9 protein-coding genes are annotated in these 13,340 nt (G+C 45.4%); all 9 read right to left on the reverse strand.

Annotated features, from left to right (window positions below; all coding sequences use genetic code 11):
- The coding region (locus RH86_RS06930) for an ATP-binding cassette domain-containing protein (protein ID WP_009385705.1) at positions 1–257 on the reverse strand (257 nt) is incomplete at its 3' end.
- A gap of 39 nt (positions 258–296) precedes the next feature.
- Positions 297–1,280, reverse strand: a complete 984-nt coding sequence (locus tag RH86_RS06935) for an ABC transporter ATP-binding protein (protein WP_009385706.1) — start codon at positions 1,278–1,280, stop codon at positions 297–299.
- A 2-nt stretch (positions 1,281–1,282) separates the two neighbouring features.
- Entirely contained in the window at positions 1,283–2,308 is a 1,026-nt protein-coding gene (locus RH86_RS06940) for an ABC transporter permease (RefSeq protein WP_009385729.1), read from the reverse strand.
- Positions 2,309–2,310: 2 nt separating this feature from the next.
- Positions 2,311–3,297: an ABC transporter permease gene (locus RH86_RS06945; protein WP_009733664.1), complete on the reverse strand. Its 987-nt coding sequence runs from the start codon at positions 3,295–3,297 to the stop codon at positions 2,311–2,313.
- 172 nt (positions 3,298–3,469) lie between these two features.
- Positions 3,470–5,152 carry an ABC transporter substrate-binding protein gene (locus tag RH86_RS06950; protein ID WP_009733665.1) on the reverse strand — a complete coding sequence of 561 codons (1,683 nt, stop codon included), beginning with the start codon at positions 5,150–5,152 and terminating at the stop codon, positions 3,470–3,472.
- Between the two features lie 642 nt (positions 5,153–5,794).
- Positions 5,795–9,178 carry a response regulator gene (locus RH86_RS06955; protein ID WP_005593238.1) on the reverse strand — a complete coding sequence of 1,128 codons (3,384 nt, stop codon included), beginning with the start codon at positions 9,176–9,178 and terminating at the stop codon, positions 5,795–5,797.
- 193 nt (positions 9,179–9,371) lie between these two features.
- Positions 9,372–10,394 carry a 16S rRNA (guanine(1207)-N(2))-methyltransferase RsmC gene (gene rsmC, locus RH86_RS06960; protein ID WP_009733666.1) on the reverse strand — a complete coding sequence of 341 codons (1,023 nt, stop codon included), beginning with the start codon at positions 10,392–10,394 and terminating at the stop codon, positions 9,372–9,374.
- Positions 10,395–10,490: 96 nt separating this feature from the next.
- A complete protein-coding gene (locus RH86_RS06965; protein ID WP_009733667.1) occupies positions 10,491–11,576 on the reverse strand; it encodes an AI-2E family transporter in 1,086 nt (361 codons plus the stop codon).
- Between the two features lie 343 nt (positions 11,577–11,919).
- Entirely contained in the window at positions 11,920–13,212 is a 1,293-nt protein-coding gene (gene hemL, locus RH86_RS06975) for a glutamate-1-semialdehyde 2,1-aminomutase (RefSeq protein WP_005593243.1), read from the reverse strand.
- Positions 13,213–13,340 lie beyond the last annotated feature (128 nt).

The following is a 13,340-nucleotide window of genomic DNA, read 5'->3' on the forward strand; positions in this document are numbered from 1 at the left end:
TTGATATCTAAGATATCGCGTCCTTTGTATTCGATAGTACCTGATGTTGGGGCATACATTTTTGCGATCATTTTTGCTGTAGTTGATTTACCAGAACCTGATTCACCTACTACTGCTAAGCCGCGACTTTTGTACATTTTGAATGATACATCGTTGATCGCACGCATCATTGGTTGTTTAAGGGCGTTACTACTGATCGGGAAATCCTTAATAAGATTTTTACCCTCTACCAGTAATTCGCCGTACGCTTTGCTCATAATTGACTCCAGAAATTTTTAGTTTTTCTTTATTAATTGCTAGATTTTGGTCTGGGCAATTGGCTCACCGTAAAGGTGGCAGTTAGAAAGATGGTTAGGTTCAATCTCTCTCAACTGAGTCGCAACTTGAGTACATTTGTCATGCACACGGTCGCAACGTGCCTGGAAACGACAGCCTTGTGGTATTTCTAGCAAGTTCAATGGGTTGCCAGGGATACCTGTCAGCTTAGTTTTAGGCCCAGTCAATGGAGGGAATGAACTTCCCAGCCCTTTGGTGTACGGGTGGTAAGGGCTAGTTAAAATTTCCTTCGATGGAGCAACTTCGATCAATTCACCTGAGTACATGATGCCGATACGGTCTGAGAACTCGACCATCAATGATAGGTCGTGTGTAATAAACAGAATCGAGAAACCAAACTCTTCTTTCAGTGCATAGATCTTTTGTAGAATTTCACGTTGAACCACAACGTCTAGTGCTGTTGTTGGTTCATCCATGATGATCATTTTTGGATTAAGCGCCAATGCAATCGCGATAACCAAACGTTGACGCATACCACCAGAGAATTGGTGAGGGTAGTCAGTCAAACGGTTAGGGTGGATATCAACGATTTCCAATAAACCTTCTGCACGTTTTTTCGCTTGCTCACGAGTCATGTTCGTGTGACGCATGATTACGTCACAGAACTGTTCTTCCATCGTCAGTACAGGGTTTAGTGCATTCATCGCACTTTGGAAAACCATCGACATCTCGCTCCAGCGGAAAGCTTGCATGCGCTCGTCGCTGTAGTTGAGGATATTTTCGCCGTTGAAAATAACCTCACCACCGGTGATAAATGCTGGCGGCTTATGTAGACGCATTAGCGAGAAGGCAACGGTCGATTTACCACAACCAGATTCACCGGCTAGGCCAAAGACTTCACCTGGTGCTAGGTCAAAGCTCACATTGTTACAGGCACGGACATCGCCCGATGCTGTGATGTAGTCAACGCAAAGGTTGCGGACGGAAATTAGTGGTGCTGTCATGATTATTTATCTCCGCTCCAAAGTGCATTTTGTGGTGGTAGCTCAGGCTCGCGCTCGTTTTTATCTTGCTCAGCAAGTTTCTTCCAACGCTTCATACCTTTGTGCGAGCGAAGTTGCGGGTTAGCAATTTCATCCACGGCGAAGTTAAGTAGTGCAAGGCCAGTCATCAGTAGAATCAGTGCCATACATGGTGCTAGAAGCTCCCACCAAGCGCCGATCAGCATTGAAGATGATGTCTGTACGTTGTACAGCATGATGCCCCAGCTAACTGTGTTCGGGTCACCAAGACCTAGGAACGAGATAGTGGCTTCCATCATGATTGCGTACATAACTGAACCGATGAAGCTTGCACCAACGATTGGGATAAGGTTTGGCAAAATCTCAACGAAGATGATGCGCCATGAAGATTCACCCAATACTTCTGCTGCTTTAACGAACTCTTTTTCACGTAGGGCAAGAGTTTGGGAGCGTATAACACGAGCCCCCCAGGCCCAGGCCGTAAAGCCGATGATTAAGGCAATGGTTAGTGGCCCAGCCTCACCGATAAAGGCCGCGAGAACAAACAGTAGTGGATACTGTGGAATAACCAGCATGATGTTCATTGCTGCAGTTAGGAAGTCATCAACACGTCCACCGAAGTAACCTGCTGAGATACCGATAACCGTCGCTAGAAAACATACTGTGATACCAGCGCCAAAACCGACTGATAGTGATACGCGAGAACCGTGTACGAACTGAGACCAAACGTCACGGCCCATACGAGAGGTACCCATTACGTGATCCGCTTTTTTCGACATAATCAAAGTGCGGCGGTCATCAGCTAGGTTTTTTGCTACCCAACCATCTGGATTTGCTTGTGCAGCTTTTACCACAGATGCTGGATATTCGTGTGGGTTACCAGTACGTTTGTCTGGAGCGTGCTTTGCAAGTAGCGGTGCACATACAGCCATTAAAACAAACGCGCTAAGAATAATACTGCCAACCAGTGCCATCGGGTTACCGACGATCAGTTTGAAGATACCTTTCATTATTATTTACCTCCCTTACGTAGGCGAGGGTCGAGAACTACGTATAGCATGTCTGCAAGTAGGTTAAAGAACAGCATGAATAACGTCATGATAAGTAGCTGACCTTGAAGTACTTGGTAATCACGCGCTTTAATCGCGTTAAATAGAACTGAACCTAGACCTGGGTAGTTAAAGATGATTTCGATAATCAACTGACCACCGATTGCCATACCTAGCGCCATTGAAAGTGCGGTTACACTTGGAAGCATCGCGTTACGAGCTGCGTAGTTAAATACAATACGTCTTTCGCTTAGGCCTTTGCCTTTTGCCATCGTAATGTAATCTTCTGCTAGTAGGTTGATCATGTTGTTACGCATGTTTACTAGGAAGCCACCAATCTGAACGATGGTTGCACACACTAGTGGTAGTACTGCGTGGTAAGCAACGTCTTTGATGAACGCCCAGCTTGTCCAGTCAGGAGATGTACCCGCTGTGTAAGCGTAACCCGTTGGGAACCATTTAAGACCGATAGCGAAAGTAAACAATGCAATCATGGCGATAACGACTTGAGGTACCGCTTGGATAACTAGCATGCCAGGAGTAATGAACGCATCGTATTTACTACCGCGTTTCCAAGCTGCATAGATACCTAAAATTGAGCCAAGAGAGAATGAAAAAACTACTGCAGTACCCGCTAGGAATAGAGACCAGCCAAATGCACCACCAAGTAGAGTGTTTACTGAAAGAGGGTAGAATTGAATCGAAGTACCCAGCTCCCAGCTAAGAATGTTTTTCATGTAGGCAAAGTATTGCATCCAAATAGGACCATCTACGAAGCCTAGTAGTTGTTTCATTGCTTCAATACGCTCAGGAGTAACCTGAACCGAAGCGTTTGCAAACATCATGGTAACTGGGTCACCAGGCATTGCTCGCGGAATAATAAAGTTCAACGTTGCCGCAACTAAAAGAGCGACAAAATAAAATGACAAACGTCTTAAAAAATAACCCATAACTTACACCTTAATCACCCAGATTTTCCCTGTTCCTGGTGTCAGGTCGCCCTCAGCGAAACTACTTATTTGAGCGCGAAAAATCCCCTGACGCAAAGCGCCATACCATAAATGCTAACAGGAGGGGGGATGTGCGGCGCACGGGATGTGCGCCGCTATATTGAATGTCTAATTACTTAACTGGTTTTAGGTCCAGTACGTGTAGTAGACGCTCAGGGATACCGTCCCAAATGTTTGGACGACCCTTAGGATTTTCTTCATTCCACCAACCAGTGAAACGAGTTGTATTGTATTGGTACATGTATGCACCAGACATTACAGGAACCGTTACTTGGTCAGCTGCGATGATTTGCTGGATACCGTGAGCGATGTCTAGCTGTTCTTTCTTATCAGCAGTTTTGTAGAAGCTGTTTAGAAGACCATCTAGCTTTTCGTTCTTGTAGTAGTGCAAAGCAAAGCGTGGCATGCCGTCACCAGACTGAAGTGCTGAGTTGTAAGCACTGTTCCAGTATAGGTGTGGATCCGCACCGTGGAAGTAGTTGGTGTATGCTACGTCGTACGTTGCTTCTAGCATCGCTTGGTTGTACACAGAGAAGTCTGGTGTACGTGCTTTCGCTTTGATGCCTACTTCAGCTAGTTGCTCAACAGCAAGTTGAACAGTGTTGTTGAAGTCAGTCCAACCGTTTGGAGATTGGATTAGAAGTTCGAAAGACTTACCAGATGGAGTGTCAACGAAACCGTCGTTGTTCACATCTTTAAAGCCAGCTTTAGCTAGTAGCGCTTTAGCACCTTCAACGTTGTACGTGTTGTAGCCTTTGTACTTAGCGTGAGTTTCTTCGTTAGACCAAGTCTTAAACGCGTAACCAAGGCCAGAAGCGAAGTCATTCACTGTACCGCCGCCGTAGAATGCGATGTCGATAATAGTTTGACGGTCAATAGCCATAGAGAATGCGCGACGGAAGTCAACGTTAGTTAACGCTTCGTTCTTCACTGCATCTGGGTGCTTGAAGTTAACTACGAATGACTGAGTACCTGATGGCGGGTACCAGTATTGGTGGTTAGGACTTGCTGCTGCGTAAGTACGGTCGATATCTGGAACGAACGATGAAGTCCAGTCCATTTCGCTGTTTACAACTTTACCTAGGAACTGGTCGTTGTTCGCGATTTGCGGAACACGTAGACAGTCAACTTCTAGGTTGTCAGCATCCCAGTAGTTAGGGTTACGACATTGTGTGTAAAGTTGAGGGGTAAAAGTATCGATTTCAGTAAACGGACCAGTACCTACTGGGTTTTCGTTTGTGAACGTTGATGGATCTTTTACTTTGCTCCAGATGTGCTCAGGAACGATAGGTAGTTTAACGATTTCGTAAGGCGCGTTTGAGTTCGCTTCCGCAATGTTGAACTTAACTTGGTAGTCGTTCAGTTTCTCTACGCTAGTAACCCAAGCGTTAGTACCTGCTTGGTCTAGTTCAGGTTTTGCTTTAACTAGTTCAAAAGAGTAGATAACGTCGTCTGCGTTGAATGTTTCGCCGTCAGACCATTTAACGCCTTTACGGATATCGAAAACAACACTTAGTAGATCGTCAGCAACGGTAAAACCTTCAGCTAGACGGAATACAGGAGTGTTACCGTGCATTTCGTTGAATACAACTAGCGGCTCGTATAGGAAATCACGAGTAGTGTGCAAGTTAGTTGCACCTAGGTACGGGTTAAAGTTACGTACGAAGGTAGTGTACTCTTTAGGGTGGATCGTTAGTTCACTTTTTTCTGCTGCAGTTGCTACTGATGCGAAACCAGTAGTAGCTGTTGCGATGATCGCTGTTGCTAATGCAGTTTTTTTAATGTTGGCAAGCATAGCTGTTCCTTACTATTTGCTTTCATTTCACTAATGGATGAATGTTATCAATTGATGAACACTCGCCAAGACCTACCTCAGAAACTATTTCTCAACGTCAGAGGTTGTTGGGAAATATGAGTGGCCTGTAGGCCCTAGGCACATCTAGAAAACACTGAATTCGCATGTTTATCAATTGCCATTCCCGTTAAAAACGTCAAAACATCACTCAGCAACGTCAATAACGTCAATTAATTGTATTTCTTGCTCAATGCGGTTAAAAAACAAGCTTTGAAGTGTGTCGCAGTTTACTTTGGGGTGATGGTGTTAAGTTAGTGTTCACTATCTTCTTGTTTCTTTATTTTAATTGGTTTTATTGGCAGGGCTGGTTCGGTGGGATCTTCATCACTAGGCGGTTTTAGTGTTAATTCACTACGCTAATTTTAAACTGACGAATTGTTGTGATTGGGTTCGCAATTACGTTGCTTTATTTACTTTTAGGCGGATTTTAGCGTTTTTGACCGTTATTTTTGGGCTCAGTTTCAAACAATTGTCGACGTGAAACCAAGTTGTTTTTCGCTGTGTAAAAACGCTAATGAGAACGATTATCTCAAGGTAAAAAAAAGCCCGTCGATTTGACGGGCTGTATCGTGATTGAACTCACTAACTGGTAAGCAGGTGTTGAAGCTTATCTCGCAGCTCTTCAATCAGTGCTCGTTCTGCATTCATCTCGTGGCTGTTATCAAGAATATATTCCAGTGAGCTCAGTACGGTACGCCAGCGTGGTGTTTTCGGTAGCGTTTCGATACGTAGGTATTTATCTAAGGTGCGCGTTTGCAGGGTACTGCGGTCTAGATAGACGCGCCATAAACCACTTTGCTCAGCAAAGGCAAACTTGGTTTGGCCTGAACTGTTTTCCCAGTAATTGATTGCGGTTGTCATTGCATCCACCAATACTTCGCGCATCACTTCCTGTTTCGACTTATGTTCACCCGTGACGCGGTCAGCAAGGCGAGTAAATTCACCGCCTAATTCTTTGAGTTCTTGTAACTTGCCCTTGTCACCGTCAAACGCATAGCTTGAAAGTGCCTCAATGGCAGTCTCTAGGTTGTGAATACGCACCGCATTGGCACCACCGCCATTATCAAAGATGTACATTGACTTAAGGCCTGATTCCAGTGGCAGACGCAGAATGTCGGCATCGAGATGTTGACGGGTATCCTCAACGTAGATATCCACTTTACCGCAATAGTGCTCTTGCTCAACATCAAGGAATTTAGGGCCTAAGATTTCGTCTGCATTTGAACGTTTTAGCTGCTCAGTGCTGCGTTTAAACAGTCGTGCGGCCGCTTCGTTAGCAAAGCGGATTCGACCATCGTCCCGGATACAGATGATCGCTTCTGGAGCAGACTCCAGTTGCTCTAGCAATCGACCTTGTGTTTCGAGCAAGCTCGCTTCCACAGCAGCGCGTTGTTTTAATTCTTGCTGTAAACGGTGGTTTTCCGCTTTACGCAATTCAGCTTGGCTTGCTGAGAGGTGTACCAAAATACGGGCCGCCAGCTCTTGTTTATTGAATGGTTTTGATAAGTAGTCATTGGCGCCGGAATTGAAGCCACGAATACGGTCATCAGGCTGGTTTAAGGCAGTTAACATAATGACAGGCAATTCTGACTGGCTGTAATTTTCACGAATGGTTTCACACACTTGATAGCCACTTAAGCCCGGCATCATCACATCCAGTAGCACCAGTTCCGGTCTTTCTTGTTCAATTTGTTGTAAGGCTTCAAACCCATCTTTCGCCGTGCGTACACGATAGCCCGCGATTCTTAAGAAGCTGTCCAATACTCTTAAGTTTACCGGTTCATCATCCACAACAAGCAGCAATTGGCCATCTGGGTTCTCAGGTAGGCTACTAATGCTGGCCTCTTCTAGTTCATAGCTCTCAGGCACTTTAAAGTGGATGCTATCGTTATGGCTCGCCTGCGCGATTTGCGCTTCGGTGGCAATCGGTAAGGTAAAGCTAAATGTTGTGCCGACCATTGGTTGGCTGCTGACATAGAGTGAGCCATCCATCAATTCAACTAACTGGCGGCTAATAGACAGACCTAGGCCTGCACCCTGACGGTAGCGGCTGGCATCATCGCTGGCTTGGATTAATGGTTCGAAAATATGCTCGATTTGGTCGGCAGGAATGCCTTGGCCAGTGTCGACTACTTGCACGCGGATTTTATCGTCTACTACCGTGGCAGAAATAACAATTTTACCTTCGCGGGTGTATTTGATCGCGTTACCAACGAGATTATAAAGCACCTGTTCAAGACGTTGTGGATCTGCCGCAACCCAAACTGGCTCAGCCGCCACTTGGTTAATAATGCGGATCTGTTTGTTACCCAGTAGGTGTGACGAGAGCTCTAGCACAAGGCGAGTGGCACTCGATAAGTCGACACCACAGGTTTCGATGTCAAGATTGCCATAACGCATTTTGTGATAGTCGAGTAGATCGTCAACTAAGGTGGTTAAGCGTTGTCCGCTGCTGATGATAATATCGAGTTGATATTTATGATCGGCAGTAATCGGCCCACTAGCCCCCGAAATAAGCGCTTCTGCAATGCCAATCATGCCATGCAGTGGGGTACGTAATTCGTGTGAAGTGGTGGCAAGAAACTCATCTTTAAGTTTGTTGGCCAATTGCAATTCATCGTTTTTCTTCTGGATTATCGTGAGGTTATCTTCCAGCTCTTCATTTTGTTCGCGAATAAGCTGGATTTTGTCTCGAATCGAACGCTGCATGCGATCAAACGCAATGGCGAGTCGGCCAATCTCATCTTTACGTTGAGTGTTGATTTCCGCATTGAGATCGCCGGCTGATGCTTTTTCTGCTGACCATGTCAGCTTTAACAGCGGTAGAGTGATGAAGTTAGAGAGGTAGTGCGAAGCGATAACCACCACGATAATGGCAAACAACATGGCAAAAACAAACAGTCGTTCAAGTTGTTGTACACGAGCAAAGGCTTCTTTTTCAGCGACTTCCACCACAAGTGCCCAGTCAATACCTTTGGTTTGGATATGGCTGTAGGCGGCAATAATCTCTTCACCGAGAGCATTGGTAAAGGTGCCTACTGACGCTGGATTATTAAAGGCACGATCGATAATAGTCAGGCTGTTATCAACCTCTTCTTGGCTATAAGCAAGGGTACGAGGCTTGTGGTCTTCACCAACCAGTAAGGTTTTTATCGACCAAATGTTGTTATTGTCAGCCATCAATTTGGTCAAACTATTATTTGGTAGACGGAACATCGCGTAGCTATGTAGGTAGCCTTGTTGGATGATTGGCGCGCCGATCCAAGCGTAAGATTTTCCATGATGAGTTTCGAAGTCAGAGAAGAACACTGGCGTGTAGTCTTCATTGGTCTTACGTACCGACGTGACATTTTTCTTCAGTTTTTGAAAGGCCAAACCTAAGTTATCGTCTTTGTATTTACCAGAGATTAGGTTGGTACCGAAGTTATCGTGTTTATAGATGGAATAGGTGACGTTGCCGTTAATATCGACCAACAAAATGTCGTCAAAATCAGAACGTTTTAACAGTTCTAAATAGGCGCGATGATAACGAGTATGTAGTAAGCGATAGCGCTCTGTACCGTTATAAATGTCCGATTGCGGCAAAATTGACGTTTTAATCTGATTCCCTGAGCCTTGAATATAGCGTTGCTGCGCATAGTCGCGAGCCTGGTTGATGTCCAAACCGAGGCTTTGGAATGCATTGACTAAGCCATAGAAGCGGCCGCCACTGGCATAAGCGAGTTCTGAACGGACAAACCCCATCACTTCCGATTCGCGTGCATCAAGATAATCAACAATCTGTTGGTGCTTACTATCTCGTACAGAGAGAAGATGTGAAGTGCTTTGCTCTTGCAGATCTTGGCTGTGCGAATTGAGGAAGAAGAGGGCGATCACAGTTAGAGGCGTGATACTGAGCGCCAAAAATGCCAGCATGAGTGTATTTTGCAGGCGTTTGAATCTTTGTTTTCGATACAACTTAAACATGATAAGGGGATGACTTTCCATGAGAACCAAGCGTAATCGGCTCGGTGTTAAAAACGTTGAATTTGCTGAAATGACAAAATTAACGAGTTTTTTTACTTTGACAAGTAAGTAACATGTAAAGCGTGGTAAAAGGCGCAGTTTTATTTAAATTGCAGTAAAAAAGCCCAGAATTTGAGTAATTCTGGGCCGAAGGTTATTTTTTTGCAGCGTAGATGGTGAATTTATTGGTCTTATTTAGCGTCTCGCAATTTCCAAACGCCTGCTCAATAATCGGCGGGTATTTTAAGAAGCTATTGGCCACTATCAGCAGTGTTCCTGCTAGGGAAAGTTGCTGTGGTGCTTGTGCAAGTAGTGTTTCGGTTGCACTGTAGCTGGTATCAAGCCCTGAGTGGAACGGAGGGTTACTGATGATAAATTGGTAACCATCGTGACAATCGGAATAGACATCAGAGGCAAAGACTTGACCTTGTAAGCCATTCGCTGCCAGTGTCGCTTTAGAGGATTCCACCGCAAGCGCGCTGATATCGCACATCTCTAGTTTAATCTCCGGATTTAGCATCGCCATCACGCTGCCAATCACGCCAGCACCACAGCCGAAATCAAGTACCTTACCGTGCAATGACGGTAAGGTATCAAGCAGCAGTTTACTGCCGATATCAAACTCACCGTGGCTAAAGACTCCCGGTAAACTTTTGATAGTCAGGGCTGTGCCTTGGTAATCGACAGAGTAGCTTTTAAACCAAGCTTCCATGTTAAAAGGCGCAGCTTGTTGGGTGCACTGACCCCAATAGAACGAGCAGCGACGAGCAGAGTCATATTTTTTAACCACGCCATAAGGCTGAAACATCTTCTCGACGCTCTTAATGCCAGAACGATTTTCACCGACCACGGCAATTTCCGTCTCTGCACCCAGCTTCGCCATTAGCATCGCGAGCAGGTATTCAGCTTCTGCTTTGGCTTTTGGCCAATATAAAAGCACCATGTCGGCATTGGTCTGCTGATCAAACTCGGCACCAAATACCGCTGTGATGCTGGTGTTGGCTTTTAGCTGACGATAGTAGCCGTAGTTAGTGGTGAACACGGTGACAGACTCACAATGTTTTGCTAATTCAACGGGAAAAAGATCTTCAGCTTCGCCAGCCACCAAGACGTGTTTGCCTGCGAAGTAGGCAAGTTGGCGCTCAGCGATTTGGCTTGGGGCAATATAAGCAGACATGGTGTGCTCGACAGAAAAAAAAGAGGGAGGATTCTCTCATAATCCTCCCTCACTTGAAACTAGCACGCTTTAAATAACAACGCAGATATTGATGGCTTATTTATTGTCTTGCGAATCAAGGAAATCAGAGAATTCTTCTTCGTAGATGTTAAACAACACCATGGTGACAGCAAAGATGATTGGACCATAAATCAAACCAATCAAGCCAAACAGATGCAAGCCCCCCAATAATGAGAAGAAAATCATCAGTGTGTTCATGCCTGCGCTGCCTTGCATCAACAATGGACGTAATAAGTTATCAATAGACCCCACAATTGCGACACTCCACACTAATAGGAAGATCGCCCATGTGGTGTCTCCAGTGAGGAATAGATAGGCGACGGCAGGTACCCAAATAAGTGCGGTCCCAACCACGGGAATAAACGATGCAAACCCCATGATTGTGCCCCAGAATAAGCCTGGAAAGCCTGCGATCCACATACCAAAGCCACCAGCAAAACCTTGTGCAATGGCGGTTAAGAACGATCCCATTACCGCTGATTTAGCCACTTTTTCGACTTCATCGAGTAATTTGTCTTCTTGGCTACGTGATAGTGGCAAAATATGACGAATTGCGGAAATAATTTTGTCGTGATCACGGAGTAAGAAAAACAGTACGAATAGCATCAAGAAAAACGACATCAAGAAGTTGGTCGCATCACCAAGAATTTTAGCGCTGATACCAACAATGTTTGTACCAAAGGTGGTGGCGAACTCCGCGACTTTTTGGGCAATTTCTTGTGGCTTAATCGCATCAAATGGTAAGTATGTATTGACCAGTTTTAATCCCTTAACCACTAAAGGATGAGCAAAGATCTCTTGAATACCGCCGGTCGACACCCATTGATACACATTTTGTGAAAAAACCGTACCTTGCTGCACGATAGCGGCAAAAACAAACAGCAGCGGAATCACAATGATAAAGGTCAATACGATACAAGAGAGCAAAGAAACGAGGTTTTTGTGATTAGGTAGCTTGCTTTCAATCCAGCCATGGATTGGAAACATCAATAGCGAAATGATGAATGCCATCACAATGGAGTTGATATATGGCTCAAGCAGTAAAAAACAGGCAAAAGCTGACGCTAATAATGCAGCGATCAACACCCAATGATCAGAGGTGATATTTATTTTTTTTGACACAAGCGAACCCAAAGTAAAGTGCAATACAATTATAATGACGTGAAAATAGTGGCTAGGCAACTAATGAGGGTGTGATGGGTTGTTGTGGTAAAGATAAGGGGTGTCAATCGGAGCCAAAAAAACGGCCGATACCGTGGTTTGCAATTGTTTGTACGGTGTTGGTGTTATTGGTTGTAATCAATTGGCAATGAGCGAGGTGCTATCGGAATGGCGCGATGTTTTCGGTGTTGTTCGAGTGACGATAGTAAAAAAAGCGCGTTCGATTATCGAACGCGCTTTTTCATGCTATTGAGCGTGTGAGATCAATGACATCATCACCACGAAGCTAAGGCTTAATTAAGGCTTATTTTTCTTGAGCGATGATTGCGAAACAGCGATCTGCCGCTTCTAGTGTCGCTTCAATTTCCTTGCTGCCGTGTGCTAGTGAGGTAAAGCTTGCTTCAAAAGCAGAAGGTGCCAGGTAAACACCGTGCTCTAGCATCAGATGGAAGAAACGCTTGAAGCGCTCTACATCACACTTATTTACATCAGCAAAGCAGGTCACACTTTCTTGTTCAGTAAAGAAGAAACCGAACATGCCGCCAACTTGGTTTACCACCAGTGGAATACCGTGGCTGTCCGCTAGACGTTTGAAACCATCAGCAAGTTGTTTTGTTGCTGATGCAAGACGCGCTTCGTTACCTTCCGCACGTAGTACGCTCAAACAAGCAAAGCCTGCCGCCATTGCCACTGGGTTACCAGACAGAGTGCCTGCTTGGTATACTGGGCCGGTTGGCGCGATGTATTGCATTACATCTTTACGACCACCAAACGCACCCACTGGCATACCGCCACCGATGACTTTACCCAGAGTGGTTAGATCAGGTTTGATATTGTAGTGTGCTTGTGCGCCACCTAGAGCAACACGGAAACCCGTCATTACTTCATCAAAGATCAGTAGTGCGCCTTCTTGATCACAGATTTCGCGTAGGCCTTCATGGAAACCCTCAACCGGTGGAATACAGTTCATGTTGCCCGCAACGGGTTCGACGATGATACAAGCAATTTCGCCTTTGTTCGCTGCAAACAATTCACGAACTGAATCAAGGTCGTTAAAGGTTGCCGTTAGTGTGTATTTGGCAAAATCAGCCGGTACACCTGGTGAGCTTGGTTGACCAAGTGTCAATGCACCAGAACCTGCTTTCACCAGTAGGCTGTCTGCGTGGCCGTGGTAACAGCCTTCAAATTTCATGATTTTATCGCGGCCAGTGAAACCACGCGCAAGGCGGATAGCACTCATGGTTGCTTCTGTACCAGAGCTCACCATGCGGATTTGTTCCATTGATGGCACTAATTCAGTCACTAACTCAGCCATGTTAATTTCAAGCTCAGTTGGCGCACCAAAGCTTAAACCACGTTGCGCTGCATCAATCACGGCTTGGCGAATCAGAGCGTGGTTGTGGCCAAGGATCATTGGACCCCAAGAACCGACGTAGTCGATGTAGGCTTTGCCGTCCGCATCAAAAATAAGAGGGCCATCAGCGCGTTCAACAAAAATTGGAGCGCCACCCACACCGTTAAATGCGCGCACAGGTGAGTTCACACCACCAGGGATGGTCTTTTGCGCCTTTTGATATAAGTCTGCTGATTTGGTCATTGAAATATCCTCTTTTGATTGCTCGGACCAATTAGGTGGGCATTGTACCTGCCAAACTCAGTGCACGAAATGTTTTCCCACATATTGTGACTAATTTGAGGCCAATTCACGCAAATGAAGAGAAAAAC

The sequence above is a fragment of the Vibrio sp. N418 genome, assembly GCF_000222565.1.
Classification (GTDB): Bacteria; Pseudomonadota; Gammaproteobacteria; order Enterobacterales; family Vibrionaceae; genus Vibrio; species Vibrio scophthalmi.